Origin of the sequence: Microbacterium sp. SORGH_AS_1204 (genome assembly GCF_030818935.1) — a bacterium.
Lineage (GTDB): Bacteria > Actinomycetota > Actinomycetes > Actinomycetales > Microbacteriaceae > Microbacterium.
The window spans coordinates 2490820-2507300 of the sequence record NZ_JAUTBD010000001.1 but is presented as its reverse complement, the minus strand read 5'-3'; the positions used below and the strand labels follow the sequence as shown (position 1 = coordinate 2507300).

The 16481-nt window shown below is 70.1% G+C and carries 22 protein-coding genes, 1 tRNA gene, 1 pseudogene and 1 riboswitch; of the genes and pseudogenes, 19 read left to right on the top strand and 5 right to left on the bottom strand.

Annotated elements, in window-relative coordinates:
- The first annotated feature begins 122 nt into the window (after positions 1 to 122).
- A riboswitch (guanidine-III (ykkC-III) riboswitch) is annotated at positions 123 to 186 on the top strand.
- A 10-nt stretch (positions 187 to 196) separates the two neighbouring features.
- Positions 197 to 520 (top strand): multidrug efflux SMR transporter, encoded by a 324-nt coding sequence (locus QE410_RS11565; RefSeq protein ID WP_307331992.1) that lies wholly within the window; start codon positions 197 to 199, stop codon positions 518 to 520.
- 129 nt (positions 521 to 649) lie between these two features.
- On the top strand, positions 650 to 1963 hold the full coding sequence (locus tag QE410_RS11560) for a hypothetical protein (RefSeq protein WP_307331988.1): 1314 nt from the start codon (positions 650 to 652) through the stop codon (positions 1961 to 1963).
- A 64-nt stretch (positions 1964 to 2027) separates the two neighbouring features.
- Here QE410_RS11560 and QE410_RS11555 read toward each other — a convergent pair whose 3' ends face one another.
- Positions 2028 to 2342, bottom strand: a complete 315-nt coding sequence (locus QE410_RS11555; RefSeq protein ID WP_307331986.1) for a hypothetical protein — start codon at positions 2340 to 2342, stop codon at positions 2028 to 2030.
- A 111-nt stretch (positions 2343 to 2453) separates the two neighbouring features.
- Here QE410_RS11555 and QE410_RS11550 point away from each other — a divergent pair, with 111 nt between their 5' ends.
- From QE410_RS11550 to QE410_RS11530, 5 genes are all read left to right on the top strand, one after another.
- Positions 2454 to 3629 carry an ATP-binding protein gene (locus QE410_RS11550; protein ID WP_307331983.1) on the top strand — a complete coding sequence of 392 codons (1176 nt, stop codon included), beginning with the start codon at positions 2454 to 2456 and terminating at the stop codon, positions 3627 to 3629.
- Positions 3630 to 3874: 245 nt separating this feature from the next.
- Complete coding sequence (locus QE410_RS11545) at positions 3875 to 4378, top strand: SRPBCC family protein (RefSeq protein WP_307331980.1); 504 nt, start codon at positions 3875 to 3877, stop codon at positions 4376 to 4378.
- On the top strand, positions 4375 to 5856 hold the full coding sequence (locus QE410_RS11540; RefSeq protein ID WP_307331977.1) for an NAD(P)/FAD-dependent oxidoreductase: 1482 nt from the start codon (positions 4375 to 4377) through the stop codon (positions 5854 to 5856). The genes QE410_RS11545 and QE410_RS11540 overlap by 4 nt, the downstream gene beginning before the upstream one ends.
- A gap of 2 nt (positions 5857 to 5858) precedes the next feature.
- Positions 5859 to 6683, top strand: coding sequence for a DNA-formamidopyrimidine glycosylase family protein (locus tag QE410_RS11535; protein WP_307331974.1), 825 nt, complete (start codon positions 5859 to 5861; stop codon positions 6681 to 6683).
- Positions 6684 to 6692: 9 nt separating this feature from the next.
- Positions 6693 to 7763, top strand: coding sequence for a spore photoproduct lyase family protein (locus QE410_RS11530; protein WP_307331973.1), 1071 nt, complete (start codon positions 6693 to 6695; stop codon positions 7761 to 7763).
- 4 nt (positions 7764 to 7767) lie between these two features.
- Here the strand turns inward: QE410_RS11530 and QE410_RS11525 are convergent, their stop codons facing one another.
- From QE410_RS11525 to QE410_RS11515, 3 genes are all read right to left on the bottom strand, one after another.
- A complete protein-coding gene (locus tag QE410_RS11525) occupies positions 7768 to 7929 on the bottom strand; it encodes a hypothetical protein (RefSeq protein WP_307331970.1) in 162 nt (53 codons plus the stop codon).
- A gap of 89 nt (positions 7930 to 8018) precedes the next feature.
- Complete coding sequence (locus QE410_RS11520; protein WP_307331966.1) at positions 8019 to 8366, bottom strand: hypothetical protein; 348 nt, start codon at positions 8364 to 8366, stop codon at positions 8019 to 8021.
- The gene (locus tag QE410_RS11515) at positions 8363 to 8746 is read right to left on the bottom strand and encodes a hypothetical protein (RefSeq protein ID WP_307331964.1); all 384 of its coding nucleotides are present in this window, start codon (positions 8744 to 8746) and stop codon (positions 8363 to 8365) included. Before QE410_RS11515 ends, QE410_RS11520 begins: the two co-directional genes overlap by 4 nt.
- Before the next feature lie 113 nt (positions 8747 to 8859).
- On the opposite strand from QE410_RS11515, the gene QE410_RS11510 reads away from it, so the two are divergent.
- The 6 genes from QE410_RS11510 to QE410_RS11485 all read left to right on the top strand — a co-directional run bounded on the left by QE410_RS11510 (position 8860) and on the right by QE410_RS11485 (position 11314).
- On the top strand, positions 8860 to 9414 hold the full coding sequence (locus QE410_RS11510) for a MarR family winged helix-turn-helix transcriptional regulator (protein ID WP_307331963.1): 555 nt from the start codon (positions 8860 to 8862) through the stop codon (positions 9412 to 9414).
- Positions 9411 to 9590, top strand: a complete 180-nt coding sequence (locus QE410_RS11505; protein ID WP_307331961.1) for a hypothetical protein — start codon at positions 9411 to 9413, stop codon at positions 9588 to 9590. The genes QE410_RS11510 and QE410_RS11505 overlap by 4 nt, the downstream gene beginning before the upstream one ends.
- A gap of 99 nt (positions 9591 to 9689) precedes the next feature.
- Entirely contained in the window at positions 9690 to 10013 is a 324-nt protein-coding gene (locus tag QE410_RS11500; protein ID WP_307331959.1) for a hypothetical protein, read from the top strand.
- 415 nt (positions 10014 to 10428) lie between these two features.
- Positions 10429 to 10878: a hypothetical protein gene (locus tag QE410_RS11495; protein ID WP_307331956.1), complete on the top strand. Its 450-nt coding sequence runs from the start codon at positions 10429 to 10431 to the stop codon at positions 10876 to 10878.
- Positions 10879 to 10962: 84 nt separating this feature from the next.
- Complete coding sequence (locus tag QE410_RS11490) at positions 10963 to 11148, top strand: hypothetical protein (RefSeq protein WP_307331954.1); 186 nt, start codon at positions 10963 to 10965, stop codon at positions 11146 to 11148.
- 90 nt (positions 11149 to 11238) lie between these two features.
- Positions 11239 to 11314, top strand: a tRNA-Arg gene (locus QE410_RS11485).
- 51 nt (positions 11315 to 11365) lie between these two features.
- Here QE410_RS11485 and QE410_RS11480 read toward each other — a convergent pair.
- A complete protein-coding gene (locus QE410_RS11480) occupies positions 11366 to 11563 on the bottom strand; it encodes a DUF2188 domain-containing protein (protein ID WP_307331951.1) in 198 nt (65 codons plus the stop codon).
- A 119-nt stretch (positions 11564 to 11682) separates the two neighbouring features.
- Between QE410_RS11480 and QE410_RS11475 the strand changes: the two genes are divergently transcribed.
- The 6 genes and pseudogenes from QE410_RS11475 (at position 11683) to QE410_RS11450 (ending at position 16479) form a co-directional block, all read left to right on the top strand.
- A complete protein-coding gene (locus tag QE410_RS11475; protein ID WP_307331949.1) occupies positions 11683 to 11934 on the top strand; it encodes a DUF6458 family protein in 252 nt (83 codons plus the stop codon).
- 31 nt (positions 11935 to 11965) lie between these two features.
- A complete protein-coding gene (locus QE410_RS11470) occupies positions 11966 to 13210 on the top strand; it encodes a serine/threonine-protein kinase (protein WP_307331946.1) in 1245 nt (414 codons plus the stop codon).
- Positions 13207 to 13758, top strand: a complete 552-nt coding sequence (locus tag QE410_RS11465) for a hypothetical protein (protein ID WP_307331944.1) — start codon at positions 13207 to 13209, stop codon at positions 13756 to 13758. The genes QE410_RS11470 and QE410_RS11465 overlap by 4 nt, the downstream gene beginning before the upstream one ends.
- A 54-nt stretch (positions 13759 to 13812) precedes the next feature.
- The gene (locus tag QE410_RS11460; protein ID WP_307331939.1) at positions 13813 to 14622 is read left to right on the top strand and encodes a transglutaminase family protein; all 810 of its coding nucleotides are present in this window, start codon (positions 13813 to 13815) and stop codon (positions 14620 to 14622) included.
- Between the two features lie 191 nt (positions 14623 to 14813).
- Positions 14814 to 15740: pseudogene (gene argS, locus QE410_RS11455) on the top strand (arginine--tRNA ligase); the annotation flags it as partial.
- 13 nt (positions 15741 to 15753) lie between these two features.
- Positions 15754 to 16479, top strand: coding sequence for a DALR anticodon-binding domain-containing protein (locus QE410_RS11450; RefSeq protein ID WP_307334506.1), 726 nt, complete (start codon positions 15754 to 15756; stop codon positions 16477 to 16479).
- Positions 16480 to 16481: the final 2 nt, after the last annotated feature.

Sequence of the window (16481 nt, the reverse complement as noted above, 5' to 3'; positions counted from 1 at the left end):
CGGGGCGTGCGGGCGACGGCGGCCGGGCGAGGGTAGCCAGGGCGTGCGCGCGACGGCGTCCGGGCGGTGGGAGCCGGAGCGGACTGCACGGGCGGCGCCCAGGCGGGGTCGCTATCGTGGACACCGGACGCCCGCCGCGTCCCCGGACGAGGGATCAGTACCCGGACTGCGACAAGACTGGCCAAGGAGCATCGTCATGTCGTGGATCGTCCTCATCCTCTCCGGCGTCCTCGAGGCCGTGTGGGCCACGGCCCTCGGGCGGTCGGAGGGCTTCTCCAAGCTCTGGCCCAGTGTGATCTTCGGGGTGGCCCTGGTGGCATCCATGGGCGGGCTCGCCTTCGCGATGCGCGAGATCCCGACCGGTACCGCCTACGCCGTCTGGGTAGGAATCGGGGCGGCGCTCACGGTGGTGGTGGCGATGATCACCGGCACGGAGGCGATCTCCCTGGTGAAGGTCCTGCTGGTGCTCGGCCTCGTCGGTTGCGTCATCGGGCTGAAACTCGTCGGAGACGCCCACTGACCTGGGCGTTTTCCTGAAAGTCAACGGTATCGGACGCTCATTTTCATCCGGTAGCATCTGGCTTCTTGCACTTGTCCGGGCCCGACACCGTCGTCACTCGCCCACATCTTCCCTTGTGAAAGGTTCCGAGTGAGCGCACCGCCGAGCGAGCTTGTCTCCCCGACCCGTCCGTCGCGCGTCATCGCGCGACCGCGTCGCCTCGATCGACTGCGCGGTTCGCGCGTCGGTCGTGCCCTCAGCCAGTACGGTCACGACGTCCTCCGCAAGCCCGAGGGCATCGTCCCGATCGAGCGCGGCGCGTTCGCGCGCGTGCTGCTGCTGTGGGCGATCGCCCGTGTCGTCAACTTCGGCATGCTGTGGGGGTACTACTCCATCGCGAAGGCGGCGCGCTGGGGCTTCGGACCCGACAGCGAGCGCCTCGGCACCTTCTTCGACTACCTCACCGGATGGGATGCCGACCGCTACGGCCAGATCGCGGCCGACGGCTACCCCATGTCGCTGCCGATGAACGTCTCCGGCGACATCCTGCCCAACAACTGGGCGTTCCTGCCGGTGTTCCCCGCGCTGGTCCGCGGCATCTCCGATGTCACGGGCCTCGGGTGGCAGCCGGTCGCCGTGCTGCTGAGTCTGGGTGCGAGCCTCGGAGCCACGTGGCTGCTGTTCGTGCTGATGCGCACGGTGACCAAGCCCCAGGCCTCGTGGTGGGCGGTCGTGTTCTTCTCCTTCGCGCCGATGTCGTTCCTCTTCGTGATCGGCTACAGCGAAGGCCTGTTCATGCTGCTGATGTTCGCGGGCATGCTGTTGGCGATCAAACGCCGATACATGTGGATCCTGCCGATCGGCGTGATCACGGCGTACACGCGCCCGGGTGTCCTCGCGCTGGGACTCGCCCTCGGCATCGTCTTCCTCGTGCGGTTCTTCCGTCGCAAGGTGGATCCGTTCCCGATGAAGGAATGGGCGCCGCTCATGGCATCCGGTCTCGCCATCGCCGTGACCGGACTGTCGTGGAACCATATCGCTCAGTACGCCACGGGCACGCACAACGCCTACATCCGCACAGAGCTGGGCTGGTGGCTCGACTACGTCGGCAATGACGAGTTCACGCCGTTCACGCCCTGGTTCCGCCAGGCCTCGACGCACCTCGGCGTCGTGGGCGTCATCCTCGTGGTCGCGCTGATCGTGGGGTTCCTCGCGTTGATGTGGTCGCGCCCGGTGCGCAAGCTCGGCCTCATGGTCGTCGCCTACGTCTTCAGCTACGGCGTCTACATCCTCGCCGTCTTCCTGCCGCAGCAGAGCACGTTCCGCCTGCTCATGCCGATGGCGCCCCTGCTCGGCGACGAGCGCTGGTCGTCGACGCCCCGACGCCGGACGGCGATCCTCGTCGGATGCCTCGTGCTCCAGGCCGTCGCCATCCTGCTGCTGTGGACTCGCGGCAACCCGTGATCGCCCATCCATGAACGAGAGGGCGGAGCCGAACGGCTCCGCCCTCTCGTCGTCTCCGGGTCGGTCAGTCGGGACGACCGCCGGGATCGATGGCGTCGATGGTGTCCTGCTCGACCGGGTTGTCGGCATCCATCTCCGCCGATCCGACGGCGTCGTCGTCGTCCTGCGCGAAGGCGCCCGCCGCATCGCCCGACGCACTGACCTCGTCTAACGTGTCGGCGCTCGACGCGGGCGCCGGCTGCGTCTCGGGGGAGAGCGGGATCGTGGGTTCGGCCGGCGTGGGCGCCGTGGGCTCCGAGGGGTGCGGGGCGGTGGGTTCCGCGGGGGCGGGCATGCCGGGATCGGACGGTGTCTGGGGGAAGGGGGCCGGGGTGCTCATATGTCGACTCTGCTCGATGCGGCCAGGGGCCCGCGAGCCCCTTCCGGTCGCGTCCCCGACGGTGTAACCGCGGGCGTATAGGCTCGCGGGAACGAATCACGGGGGGATGACGTGTCGACGGCACACGATGTGACGCGGCGGGAAGCCATCGCGCAATACCGCTTGATCGGGGAACCACCCGAGCCCGACCTGCAGGGACTCGTCGAGCTGGCGGCCACGGTGTGTCGGGTGCCGACCGCGGTGATCAACATCATCGACGACCGGATGCAGCACCAGGTCGCCGCCATCGGTGTGCAGGCGGCGTCGTGCGCGCGCGATGACTCGATGTGCGCCGCGGTGATCTCCGACCCGCGGCGTGTCGTCGTTCCCGATGCGCGGCTGGACACCCGGTTCGCGCAGAACCCCTTCGTCACGGGCGAGATCGCTCACACCCGCTTCTATGCGTCGAGCCCCCTGGTGACACCCGCGGGCGTTGCCATCGGCACCCTCTGCGTCTTCGACTCGGAGGTGGGTGAGCTCTCGCCCGACGCGGCTCACGGCCTCGATCTGCTCGCCCGGCAGGTGATCGACGTGCTCGAGCTCCGCCGTGTGCAGCGGCATCTGCTGCAGTCCAACGAGATGCTGGAGAACTTCGCGGTGCAGGTGAGCCACGATCTGCGCAACCCCCTTACCGCGCTCTCCGGTTTTCTCGAGCTCGCCGCGGACAGCCCCGAGATGGGGGGAGCGCCGCGGGCCGCTCAGGCGCTCGCCCGTGCGGAGGCGGCGGCGACGCGCATGTCGACGATGGTGACCGACCTGCTCGACTTCGCGCGCATCGGCGGCACGCGACCGCACGTCACCGACATCGATGTCGCCGACGCGGTGGATGCCGTGCTCGCAGACCTCGACGGCGCGATCCTGCGCGCGGGCGCCGAGGTGACGGTCGACGCGTCCGTCTTCGTGCGTGCCGATGACACGCTCTTCCGCGTCCTGCTGCAGAATCTGATCGCCAACGCGGTAAAGTTCACGGTCGCCGCGGGGCGCGTCCCGCGGATCGGCGTGCTCGTCGAGACGCTGCCCGACGGGTGGCGCATCAATGTCGACGACAACGGTGACGCCGTCGAGCCGGAGCTGCGCGATCGCGTATTCGAGCCGATGGAGCGCGGGCACGGTCCCGAGGTGCAGGGCATCGGCATCGGTCTGGCGACGTGTCGACGCATCGTCGAGGCGCACGGCGGGTCGATCGGCCTCGACGAGTCGCCCGCCGGCGGCACGCGCGCCTGGTTCGTCCTGCCCGCGGTGGCATAGCCGTCCGGGGCCCGGCGGCGGGCGTGCCCGTTTCGTCGCGCCCGCGGCGGCGAGGCCGCTCGTGGTCGCCCGGCGGCAGGCGTGCCCGTTTCGTCGCGCCCGCGGCGGCACGGCCGCCCCGGCGCTACCCGGCGGCGCGCCCGGACGCAACCTCCGCGACCACCGTCGCCGGCGCGCCGTAGCGTGGGCATTGTCGCGGCGTGAGAGCCGTGGCATCCGCCCGTGTCGCGAAGGAGGAGCGATCCATGGCCCGCAACGTCAGACTGATGCACTGCACTCCCGACGATGTGTTCCGCGTGCTCGCGAACGGATGGCTGTACCCGCTCTGGGTGGTGGGGACCTCCCGCATGCGCGACGTCGACGAGAGGTGGCCGGCGGAAGGGGCCACGCTGCACCATTCGTTCGGCTCGTGGCCCCTACTGGTGAACGACACCACCGTCATGCGGGTGTGGGATCCGCCGTATCGCGCGGTTCTCGAACCGCACGGCGGTCCGATCGGGATCGCCCGCGTCGCCCTCGACGTCAAGCCCCGCGGCGACGCGTGCGTCGTGCGCATCCAGGAGGAGCCGGTCACCGGCCCCACCAAGATCCTCCCCGACACGGTGTTCGACGCGATCACACGGTGGCGTAACGCCGAGACGCTGCACCGTCTGGCATACCTCGCCGAGGGCGGGGCGCCGGGCACCACGGGAGGTGCCGACGCCATCGGCCACGAATCCACGGCCGAGAGGGAGCCGATCGACCGATGAACGAGAGCTACGACGCGATCATCGTCGGTTCCGGGCCGAACGGCCTGGCCGCGGCGGTCACGCTCGCCCGGGCGGGGCTGTCGGTCGCCGTGTACGAGAGATCGGCGTCGTTCGGGGGCGCGTCGTCCACGGCGGAACTCACTCTCCCCGGCTTCCGCCACGACGTCGGATCGGCCATCCATCCCCTGGCGCTCGAATCATGGTTCTTCCGGGAGTTCGGCCTGGACCGTCGCATCCCCCTCGTCGTTCCCGAGCTGTCGTATGCGCATCCCCTCGACGGCGGACGAGCGGGATTGGCCTACCGCGATCTCGCGCGCGCCGCCGAGAGTCTGGGCGTCGACGGGCCCGCCTACGCGCGGCTCATGCGCCCGCTGGTGGACCACCTGCGCGGCGTCGCCGACTTCACCGGCAACGCGCTGCTGCGCGTCCCCGGCGATCCCCTCGCGGCCGTCCTGTTCGGCATCCGTGCGCTCGAGCAGGGCGGGCCGTGGTGGAACGCGCGCTTCCGCGAGGACGTCGCGCCCAGCCTGATCACGGGTGTGTCGGCCCACACGATCCTGCACCAGCCGAGCCTCGCGGCCGGGGGAGCGGGCCTCGTCCTGGCGACATACGGGCACGGCCGTGGCTGGCCCGTTCCCGTCGGGGGCAGCCAGGCGATCGCCGATGCCATGATCGCCGACATCCGTGCGCACGGGGGAGTGCTGCACGCCGGCGTCGAGGTGACATCGCTCGATGAGCTGCCGCCGACCCGCGCGCTGCTGCTCGACACCACTCCTCGCGCACTGATCCGGCTGGCGGGAGAACGGATGCCGGCGGGCTACCGTCGCGCGCTGGAGCGGTTCCGATACGGCGGCGGTGTGGCGAAGGTCGACTTCGCCCTGTCGGAGCCGGTGCCGTGGACCAATGCCGACGTCGCGCGGGCGGGGACGGTGCACGTCGGCGGGACGCGAGCCGAGATCGCCGCGGCCGAGAACGCCGTCGCCCGGGGAGACCTGCCCGACGCGCCCTACGTGTTGGCGGCGCAGCCGTCGCTGTTCGACCGCACCCGCGCCCCGGAGGGGGCGCACACCCTGTGGGCCTACACGCACGTCCCCGCGGGAAGCCCCGCCGACCGCGAAGTCGCCATCGTTGCCCAGATCGAGCGGTTCGCCCCGGGGTTCCGCGACACGATCCTGGCTTCGTCGTCGCGCACCGCCGTCGATGTCGAGTCGTGGAACCCCAACTTCCCCGGCGGAGACATCTCCGCGGGCGCGCCGACCCTCCTGCAGCTGCTCGGCCGGCCGGTCTTCTCCCCCGACCCCTGGCGCACACCCATGAAGGGCGTCTATCTGTGTTCGTCGTCGACGAGCCCCGGACCGGGGGTGCACGGCCTCGCGGGTTGGCAGGCGGCCCTCAGCGCGCTGCGTCACGAGTTCGGCACGCGCCTGCGCCCCGACCTGGCCCCGCGTGAGGATCAGCTCATCGCCGCGGCATCCTGATCGTGCCCGAGGGGGACAGTGTCTACCGTCTGCGGGAGCGGCTGGATGCCGCGACCCGCGGCAGTCGCGTGATCGACGGCGAGGTGCGCTCGGGCAACGCAGCCGGACTGTCGCTGGCGGGGCGGACCATCGCGTCGTACGCCACGCACGGCAAACACCTCTTGACGCGCTTCGACGACCGCTCGACGCTCCACACGCATCTGCGGATGCAGGGGAGCTGGACGATCACCCGCGCGGGCCGGTCGTTGCCGTCCGTTGCGCGAGAGAAGGCCCGTGTTCGCCTCCGCCTCGGCGACGGACGCGAGGTGTGGGGCCTCGATCTTCCCGTGGTCGAGATGGTGGCGACCTCTCGGGAGCGCGACGTCGTCGGCCACCTCGGCCCGGACCCGCTACGGGAGGACTGGGATGCCGCGGAGGCGGTGCGCCGCCTGTCGGCACGGGGCGACCGGCCCTTCGTGGCCGCCCTCCTCGATCAGACGCGTATCGCGGGGCTCGGCAACCTCTGGGTGAACGAGCTGGCCTTCCTGCGCGGCATCCATCCCTTCGCCCCGATCGGGGCGACGGATCTCGACGCCCTCGTCGCGCTGGCGGCGCGGTGCCTGCGGATCTCGGCGACGGTGCCGGGCATGTATCAGGTCACGACCGGGGATCGCCGCAGGGGCGCGTCGCACTGGGTGGCGGGTCGGGCGGGCCGTCCGTGCCTGCGGTGCGGCACGCGGGTGCGCGTGAGGGACGAGGTGGCGAACGATCCCGAGCAGCGACGCACCTGGTGGTGCCCACGGTGTCAGCCCCTGCCCGGCGAGGCCGATGTCGGAACCCCGGAGTAGAACGAGACCATGGCCGTCGAACGAGAGAACCTGCTGCGCGTCACCCGCATCTACGCCGAAGACGCCGCACTCGAGCTCGAGCGAGGCCGCGAGATCGTGGCACGGTGGCCCGAGGCCGAGATCGTGCCGATCGCGTCGCACTGGCAGATCCCCGAGGTGCACGGTGACGAGACGAACGTGGCCCGCTGGGTGCGCATCAAGACCGAGGCGCTCGTGTTGGGCGCCAAGAAGAGCGTCGCCACGCGCGTGAATGGCCGCTCCGCCGATTTCATCGCTCCGTCGCTGTCCAACGGCTGCGCCATGGCCTGCAGCTACTGTTACGTGCCGCGGCGCAAGGGCTACAGCAATCCGATCACGGTCTTCGCCAACATCGACCAGATCACTCGTCACATCGCGCGGCATGTCGCGGCGAGGGGGCCGAAGAGCGAGCCGAACCAGTGCGATCCCGAGGCGTGGGTGTACGACATCGGTGAGAACGGCGATTGCTCGGTCGACGCGATGATCAGCGAGAACGTACGCGACGTGTGCGATCTCTTCCGCATGTCGCCGACCGCCAAGGCCTCCTTTGCGACGAAGTTCGTCAATCGAGACCTGCTCGAGTGGGACCCCGCCGGGCGCACCCGCATCCGTTTCTCGCTCATGCCCGCCGCAACGGCCCGTGTCACCGACCTGCGCACGTCGCCCATGGCGGAGCGGATCGCCGCCATCAACGACTTCGTCGACGCCGGCTACGAGGTCCACGTGAACTTCTCGCCCGTCATCATCACGCCGACATGGCTCGCCGACTGGGCTGAGCTCTTCGACCAGCTCGACGCGGCGCTCCACGCTCGCGCCAAGGCACAACTCGCGTGCGAGGTGATCTTCCTCACGCACAACGAGGGGTTGCACGACGTCAACCTCGGGTGGCATCCGAAGGGCGAAGAACTGTTGTGGACGCCGTCGGTGCAAGAACAGAAGCGCTCGCAGAACGGCACCGTCAACGTGCGCTATCGGCATCCGCTCAAGGCCCAGGCCGTCGCCGCGCTCACCGACCTCATCGCGCGACTACTTCCCTACTGCCGAGTGCGCTACGCGTTCTGAGCGGTCAGCCGATGTCGCCGGTGGGCGAGGCGTCGGTGGTGGCGGCGTCGTCCGCGTCCTTCTGGGCCGCGGCACCCTCTTCCGGGGATTCGCTGCCGGCGCCGTTCGATGCGTCGTCGGGCGCTGCGGAGTGGTCGTCGTTCGAGTGGCCGTCGTGGTGCGTCATGATTTCTCCATCCCGTGCACGCAGAAATGACACGGTTGCACGCCGCCGGGGCGGTGTCCAGGGGGTCGACCGCGAACCGTCGTGACGGCTCACAGGTAGGGGGCGAGTGCTCCCGCCGTCAGGCCGAGCGCCAGCGCGGTCCCGCCGAGCGCGGTGGCTGCGACCAGTGCCGTACGGTCGATGAGACGCCGACGCGACGCGTTGGCCGGGTGGGTGGTCGAGCGCAGCGATGATTTCGCGGTCTCGAGCGAGTCGTACCGGCCGATGGGCACACCGTGTGCGTCGCGGGCGACGAATCCGCCCGCCACGGCATCGACGCATCCGAAGTACTCGCCGCCGCGGTGTGCCACCCAGAATCCCGTGTCGACCTTCGCCCACAGGGTGCGGGCGGAGACGAGCGGCGTAGGGGGTGTCAGGGAGACATCGGACATGGTCACGCCGCCACGGGAAGAGTGCGACGGCGAGCGGCGGGCGCCGCAGAGCGAACGGATGCCGGGCGCGGAGCCGGCTCGGTCGTGGGGATCTCCGCCTTCAGGTCGACCGTGAGGCCCGCAGAGGAGTTCGCCATGTCGGCCATGCTCTTCAGGGTCGAGGAGCTGAGGGCTTCGGGCTCGGTCGAGTCGAAGACGAAGCGGAGGGGTATCGCGGGCTGCAGCCACAGGGTGGAACGCCCGGGGGCGCCGTCGACGTGTGCCCAGCTGAGGGTGAAGCTCTCGCTGCGGCGGAGCTTGGTCGTGACGACGACCTTGATGTGCGCGAGAAGGCGGTCGGGGATCTGGATCGACTCGGTCGACGTCCCGTAGAACAGGTGGCCCATGGGGTGCTCCCTTCAAAGCGATTAGCTGCACTGAGAACATACTCGCTTAGTAACTAGTTTGTCTAACTATTATTTCCGATGTATAGTCACGGTACGAGCGGGAGGAGTGTGCCATGACAGACGTCGAGACCACGCCCCGCGTACCCCCGACGAGCCAGCCGGGTGCCGACGTCACCTATTGGTACGGCGACGAACCCCAAGATCGGCGCCACCGCAGCAAAGCGGTTCTCGAGGCCCTGCGCATCTACCGAGCGGCCGAGGTGGCCATGCGTCGCCGCACACGCGACTCCATGTCGATGGGCGAGAACGAACTCCTCGTGCTGCGGTATCTGCTGCGCGATTCGTCGCGGCAGGTTCGTCCGGGCGAGCTCACGAAGTACCTGGGTCTCTCGACGGCGTCGACGACTGCCATCCTCGATCGCCTCGAACGCTCCGGACACATCACCCGGGCCGCCAATCCCGACGACCGACGCAGCATCTTCATCCAGGTCACACCGAGGGCTGATGCCGAGGTGCGCCGCACGCTCGGCAACATGCACGATCGCATGCTCGCGGCCGTCATCGACATGACGCCCGAGGAGTCCGCGGCCGTGGTCGCGTTCCTCCAGCGCATGAGCGACGCCGTCGACGGTGTCGCGGTCGAAACGCCGGCGGTCGACTCCCCGTGATCTACGTGCTCGTCGGCGGCCCGCGCGACGGACAGCACGTCGACGACCTGCCTCGCGGCTATCGTCTGCCGCTGAGCGACCCGCAGCCCGAACCGTTCGCCGAGTTCGACACGGTGCGCGCCGTGTGGTTCGAGCTCGACGAGGCGATGTTCCGCTCCGCTCAGCGGCGAGACTGAGGCGTATCCCACTCGCGTCGTCCGGGCAACCCACCCCCGGCCCGCGGAGGGGGGCCGCAGGGTGGGGGCATGCGATGCGTGACCTATGCCGGCGAGACCGTGACCACCACCGATGACGTCGCCGCGTCGCTCGTCGAGCTGACGGCGGCCGTGGCGCAGGAAGGTCATGCCGAAGCCGTGAGCATCCCCATCGTCACGGACGCCAAGAAGGTCGCCCAGGCCGAACTGGTCATCGGCGTCGGCAACGACGTGCTGTCGTCCCCGGTCGAGTGGGACGACGAAGAACCCGACTTCACCGCCGCCGCAGAAGAACTGCGCAAGCACCGCTTGTTCCCGCGACCGCACCTGCGGGCCGTTCCGTCGACGCTCGACGAGGATGACGAGCCGATCGACTGGGACTTCGATCAGCCGACTCAGGCGTAACGAGGGCCCGCCTCGGCAACAGGGATGGCACTCGCGAGGGGTCCACGGCATCTGCTGTGTTCGCACGTCCGCGCCGTTCGGTGCGACAGCCGACGAAAGACGAGACGATGACCGCGGATCGCACGCCGATCGACCGGGTCATGGCGGATGCCGCCGACCTGGTGACCGTGTGGCACACGCTGCGTCAGATCGTCGACGTGAAGGGCGACTGACTCGGATGCCAAGGACGCTGCACCGCGTCCATGGCATCCGTTCCGTCCGGTCAGAACAGGCCCGCGGGGCGGTGTCGGTCGCCGCTGAAACCGGTGACGAGGTGACCACGCGGTTTTCGTGGGCCCCCGGCCGCTTCGCACGGCGCCGACCGCTGCCCCGGGGTTTACCCTCTGGGGAGGATGAGTCCAGGGACGGTGAGGGGATGAGCGAGCGCAGATTCGAGTGGGGAGGACTCGGTGCGGACCGCGGCGACTACGTCACCGCGGCGGAGGCCCTCGCCATGCTCGAGGTGCTGTGCGTGGCCCAGGCCGACCTGTCGGTCACGACGGCGGTGCGCGACGGTGCGGCGTGGGCGCGGTTCACGCGCGGGCGGCGGTGGGCGCTCGTGTCGACGCCGGGCTCGCGCTGGTTCTCGGTCGAGACCGACACCGGACATCGACTGCAGCTCGTGGACGCGAATTCGTCGAAGGATCAGAGCGCCCAACTCCTCGCCGCGTACGTCGATGTCGCCGAGGCGTACGTCCGCGGCGACGCGCGTCCCGCGCCGGGGCGGGGTCTCGGCGGATCCACCATCACGGTCGACGTGGACGGGCGCCAGGTCATCCTGACCCAGCCTCTCGCACGGCGGTTGCGCGCTCTGCTCGGTCGCTAAGCCCGCGGGCGTCCGCGGTCAAGCCGCTGCGTCCCGACGGCCGACATTGCCAGGCTGGGAGTTCACGCGACGAAGGGACACCCCATGAGCGACCCCCAGAACTCCGCCCCCGCAGAGCAGCCGACCGACGACGCCGCCGACCTCGGCGACGACCCCACGGTCAAGCCGAGCCAGGAGAACGACCCCGACGAGGGATCGAAGGCACCCACGAAAGACGACCCGAACGCCGACCACCAGGCCACGGGTATCGGCGTCATCGGCGACGAATGATCCGGATGCCGCGGGGCGGCGCCCGGCGTCTGCCGCACCGCCCCGTACCGTCGGGGCGACCCGCCTCGCGGTGATAGCCTGAAGCTGTCCGCCTCCGTAGCTCAGGGGATAGAGCGTTGGTTTCCGGTACCAAAGGTCGCAGGTTCGATTCCTGTCGGGGGCACCACGAAGAGAGGGCCGCGATCAGCGATCGCGGCCTTCGTCGTCTCCGCCGCCTTCACTCCTCGTCGGTGACTGCGCCGGTCGGCTCGGCATCCTCGACGATGTGCTGCGAACCGAGTTCGTCGGCGATGGCGCGGCCCTGATCGACCGCTTCCTCCTTGCTCGAGAAGCTGGCGGACAGCTCGGGGCGGCCCTCGACCGCGTTCTCCCACTGGCCGCGGTTGGATCGGGTGGTGACATCGTGAGCGCTCATGGCATCCATGTCACACCCGGCGGGGGCGAACGGCACCCGACTTGACAGTCGTTGTCAAGAGTATGAGCCGGTGCAGCCTGCTCTTGCGATGCTGGATCCACCTTCGAAAGGGGTTCGACATGAGCATCGGAGCCGGCATCGCGCTGTTCGTCATCGGCGCCATCCTCGCCTTCGCGGTGAACCTTCCCAACGACTACGTCAGTCTCAGCATGATCGGCTACATCATGATGGGCGCCGGTGTCGTCGTCTTCCTCATCGGGATCGTGCTGCTGGCGCGCCGCCGGCAGACCGACACCGTCACCCGCACCCAGGGCGTGGGCGACGCGCAGGTCACACGGTCGACGACGCGTTCGAACGACGACCTCGTCTGATGCGCTCGGGGCTCTTCCCCGGGGCGCCGTCGTGAGCGATCAGACGCCCACCGTCGCCTATCGCATCGACGACGAACTCTTCGACGGGCGGTACCGCCTCGGTCGGCTCCTCGGCCGCGGCGGATACGCGCGCGTCCACGAGGCCGTGGACACCGCACTCGAGCGGACGGTCGCGCTGAAGATCATCGACGGCGACGGGGCCGACCCTGCCGACGTGGCGCGGGTGCGTTCCGAGATCCGGCTGCTCGCCTCGCTCTCGCATCCCTCTCTGGTGACGCTGTACGACGCCAAGCTGGCGGGGAGCCCCGCCTACCTCGTGATGGAACTCATCTCGGGGCCCACCCTGTCCGACCGCATCGCGCGCGGCAGCCTGCCCGCACCGGAGGTGGCGCGCATCGGTCGCGAGATCGCCGAGGCGTTCGCCGTCATCCACGCCCGTGGCATCGTGCACCGAGACGTGAAGCCGTCGAACATCCTGATCCGCCCCGCCGCGCACACCGGCGAATCGCCACGTGCGACCCTCGCCGACTTCGGCATCGCCGCCCTGGTGGGTGTCACGCGGGTCACGCGCGCCGACACCGTGATCGGCACCGCCGCGTACCTCAGTCCCGAACAGGCCACGGGCATGCCGGCGGCCCCCGCGAGCGACGTCTACGCGCTCGGGCTCGTCCTACTCGAGGCGTTGACCGCAACCCGTCCGTTCGGCGCTCGGACTCCGCACGAAGCGCTCGCCGCTCGCATCGTCTCGGCGCCCGACATCCCCGCGAACGTCCCCCCACCGTGGCGAGACGTCCTGCAGCGGATGACCGCCCTCGAACCGGGCGAGAGACCGGATGCCGCGGGCGTCATCATGGCGCTGCGCACGCTCGCGGGCGGCGCGGCGGGTGCTTCCTCGGTCGACGCGGCCACCGCGATCCTGCCATCGGCGACCGCACCGACGCGCGTCCTCGGCAACGGCGACCGCACCCGCGCCGTTGCGCAGCCCGACGGCATCCGTTCGTCCGCGGCCGACGATCGCACGCGCCTACTCTCCTCCGCTCCCGCCTCGTCCACGCCCGGCCGGCCGCCCTCGTCCCCGCCGGATCGCGATCCGCGCCGCAGGCCGCGCACGGGGGTCATCGTGGCATCCGTGGTCGCGCTTCTCCTCGCCGCGGGGGTGGCGGTCAGCGCCGTCGCGCTGGCGAACTCCGGCGGCAGCGCCGACCCGAACCTGCCGACCCTCCCGCAGCCGCTGGATCAACACATGGACGACCTGTGGAAGGAGGTCGGGCCGTGATACGCCGCGCTGCCCCCGCCGCCACCCTCGTGTTCGCCGCCACCGTCGCGCTCGCCGCCTGCACGCCTCCGGCCGCCGCGCCCACCGCGTGGCAGCAGTCCGTCCGGACCGTCGCCGAGCAGGCGTCGGCGGGCGACTACGCATCGGCGCTCGCGAGCCTCGACGCGCTCGAGGCCGACGTCATCGCCCGTCGCGACGCGGGCGAGATCACCACGGCGGAGGCCGACGCCATCCTGGCGCGCATCGCGACCGTCCGCGCCGACCTGACCGCCCCCGCGCCCACGTCGTCGGCAACGCCGTCTCCGGAGCAGACCAGCGAACCAGAGCAGACGAGCGAACCGGACGAGACGGTCGAGCCGGAGGAGACCGCGGAACCGACACCCTCCGAGACGGCCGAGCAGACCCCCTCCGAGCCGACGGAGAACGACAAGGCCACCCCCTCGAACGGCAACGGGAACAAGGGTCGGGGAAACGGCGGACCCGGTGGGAAAGACGACAAGAAGCCCGGCGACGAAGGTCCGTCGGAACCGGGCAAGAAAGACGGATGACCGGATTGCCGCCGCGTGGTCCGGGGGTGCCCGACAGCGTGCGAGGATTGCCCGGTGCCGCGCCGTGTGACCGCTGAACTCGACCTCGATCTGGGGGCGTCCGTCGATCTCATCTTCCAGATCACCGCGGCGCAGGGGGTGCCGTTCGCGCACGAGCGCCTCACCTTCTCGCAGGGCGAGCGCGTCTACACGCCGACCGAGATCGTCGACCAGTCCGGCAGCCGTCTGCACCGCCTGACGGGTGAGCAAGGACCCCTCTCCGTACGCTACGAAGCGGTCGTCACGGGTTCCGCCCAGAGCCCCCGCACGAGCGATCTCGAGACGATCACCTACCTCCGCCCGAGCCGCTACTGCCAGTCCGATGAGGTCTTCGCTCAAGCGCGCCGCCAGTTCCGCGGACTCGCCGGCGTCGAGCTGCTCGCGGCGGTGTCGAACTTCGTGGCATCCACCGTCACCTACACGCCGGGGCTCAGTCTCGGCACCGACAGCGCCGTCACGACGCTGATGACCGGTCAAGGCGTCTGCCGCGACTACGCGCACGTCGTGATCGCGCTGCTGCGGGCCATGGACATGCCCGCGCGCTACGCCGCCTGCTATGCGCCCGGGCTCGAGCCGATGGACTTCCACGCCGTCGCCGAGGCGTACATCGACGGCGTCTGGTACGTCGTCGACGCGACTCGTCTCGCCGACCGTCGCTCCCTCGTGCGCATCGCCACCGGACGCGACGCCGCCGACTGCGCCTTCCTCAGCTATCACGGCGGGTACGTCGGGCTCGAGCGCATGCACGTCGACGCGGTGCTCGAAGACGAGGTTCCGGATGCCGCTGCCCCCGACGACCACGAGTCTCTGGTGCAGATCGGCTGACGCATCCGCCGCGCTTCATGATCGGCCCGCCATCGTGTGCCGCGAAGGCCCCGGCCCCGCCCCTGGTGCGCGACGCAGGAATCGCGGCCTCGGCCCGCCACGGACAGGTCGTTCCGCCACGAACCACGGGTGTTCCTGCGTCGCGTTCGCAGGCGGGGGAGCGAGCCCGCTCCGCCTAGACTTGCAGGGCTATGGATCCCGCTGCCCTCTCCGCCGCCCTGCTCGCCGTCATCGCCCCGCTCGCGGAGGCGCGACGAGAGGGGTCTTCGGCCGGGCTCTCGGCCGCCGACCTGCCGCTCGAGCGGCCGAAGAACCGCGACCACGGCGACTGGGCGTCCAACGCCGCGTTGAAGCTGTCGAAGGTCGTCGGGGCCAACCCGCGCGAGTTCGCCGCCGAGATCGCCGCGGGCCTCGAAGCCGTCGACGGCATCGCGAGCGTCGAGGTCGCAGGCCCGGGCTTCATCAACATCCGCCTGGATGCCGCGGCGGCAGGCGCTCTCGCCAAGACGATCGTCGAGCAGGGCAGCGCGTTCGGCACCAACGACTCCCGCGCCGACGAGATTATCAACCTCGAATTCGTCAGCGCGAACCCGACCGGTCCGATCCACCTCGGCGGCACCCGCTGGGCCGCCCTCGGCGATGCCCTCGCGCGCATCCTGTCGTCGCAGGGCGCCCAGGTCACCCGCGAGTATTACTTCAACGACCACGGCGCCCAGATCGATCGCTTCGCCCGCAGCCTCGTCGCCGCTCACCAGGGTGACCCGACGCCCGAAGACGGTTATGGCGGTGCATATATCCACGACATCGCGAAGCGCGTGGCCGAGGCCTACGACGGAGACATCGACGCCCTCGAGCCGGATGCCAAGCAGGAGGCCTTCCGCGAGCTCGGCGTGACCCTCATGTTCGGCGAGATCAAGCAGTCGCTGCACGAGTTCGGCGTCGACTTCGACGTGTACTTCCACGAGAACGATCTGCACGACTCCGGCGCCGTCGACCGCGCCGTCGCGCGGCTGCGCGAGCTCGGCCACATCTTCGAGGCCGACGGCGCGACGTGGCTGCGCTCCACGGAGTTCGGCGACGACAAAGACCGCGTCATCATCAAGTCCGACGGGCAGCCCGCCTACATCTCGGGTGACCTGGCGTACTACCTCGACAAGCGCGAGCGCGGATTCAACCGCTGCATCATCATGCTCGGCGCCGAACCACCACGGCTACGTCCAGCGCCTCATGGCGATGTGCGCCGCCTTCGGCGACGAACCGCACGTCAACCTGCAGGTCTTGATCGGGCAGATGGTCAACCTCGTTCGCGACGGCCAGCCCCTGCGCATGTCGAAGCGCGCCGGCACCGTGGTCACCCTCGAAGACCTCGTCGAGATCGTCGGAGTGGATGCCGCCCGCTACGCCCTCACGCGCAGCTCGGCCGACTCGAACCTCGACATCGACCTCGACGTGCTGCAGAAGCGCACCAACGACAACCCGGTGTTCTACGTGCAGTACGCCCACGCGCGTACGCACAACGTGGCGCGCAACGCCGCCGCATCCGGGGTCGACCGGTCGGAGTTCGCGCCCGAACTGCTCGACCACGAGACCGAGTCGGCGCTGCTGGGCGTGCTCCAGGAGTTCCCCCGCATCGTCGCGTACGCCGCCGAGGTGCGCGAGCCGCACCGCGTCGCGCGCTACCTCGAGGAGCTCGCCGGTCTGTACCACCGCTGGTACGACAACTGCCGTGTCATCCCGCTGGGCGACGCCCCCGTCGAGCCGGTGCACCGCACCCGCCTGTGGCTCAACGACGCGACCGGTCAGGTGCTGCGCAACGGTCTGACCCTGCTGGGCGTGGGCGCCCCGGAGCGGATGTAGAC

Excerpts from the sequence above, each read along its gene's own strand:
- QE410_RS11565 (WP_307331992.1), top strand. The coding sequence starts at position 197 with ATGTCGTGGATCGTCCTCATCCTCTCCGGCGTCCTCGAGGCCGTGTGG.
- QE410_RS11555 (WP_307331986.1), bottom strand. The coding sequence starts at position 2,342 with ATGAGCACCCCGGCCCCCTTCCCCCAGACACCGTCCGATCCCGGCATG.
- QE410_RS11545 (WP_307331980.1), top strand. The coding sequence starts at position 3,875 with ATGGCCCGCAACGTCAGACTGATGCACTGCACTCCCGACGATGTGTTC.
- QE410_RS11540 (WP_307331977.1), top strand. The coding sequence starts at position 4,375 with ATGAACGAGAGCTACGACGCGATCATCGTCGGTTCCGGGCCGAACGGC.
- QE410_RS11530 (WP_307331973.1), top strand. The coding sequence starts at position 6,693 with ATGGCCGTCGAACGAGAGAACCTGCTGCGCGTCACCCGCATCTACGCC.
- QE410_RS11525 (WP_307331970.1), bottom strand. The coding sequence starts at position 7,929 with ATGACGCACCACGACGGCCACTCGAACGACGACCACTCCGCAGCGCCC.
- QE410_RS11515 (WP_307331964.1), bottom strand. The coding sequence starts at position 8,746 with ATGGGCCACCTGTTCTACGGGACGTCGACCGAGTCGATCCAGATCCCC.
- QE410_RS11510 (WP_307331963.1), top strand. The coding sequence starts at position 8,860 with ATGACAGACGTCGAGACCACGCCCCGCGTACCCCCGACGAGCCAGCCG.
- QE410_RS11495 (WP_307331956.1), top strand. The coding sequence starts at position 10,429 with ATGAGCGAGCGCAGATTCGAGTGGGGAGGACTCGGTGCGGACCGCGGC.
- QE410_RS11490 (WP_307331954.1), top strand. The coding sequence starts at position 10,963 with ATGAGCGACCCCCAGAACTCCGCCCCCGCAGAGCAGCCGACCGACGAC.
- QE410_RS11480 (WP_307331951.1), bottom strand. The coding sequence starts at position 11,563 with ATGAGCGCTCACGATGTCACCACCCGATCCAACCGCGGCCAGTGGGAG.
- QE410_RS11475 (WP_307331949.1), top strand. The coding sequence starts at position 11,683 with ATGAGCATCGGAGCCGGCATCGCGCTGTTCGTCATCGGCGCCATCCTC.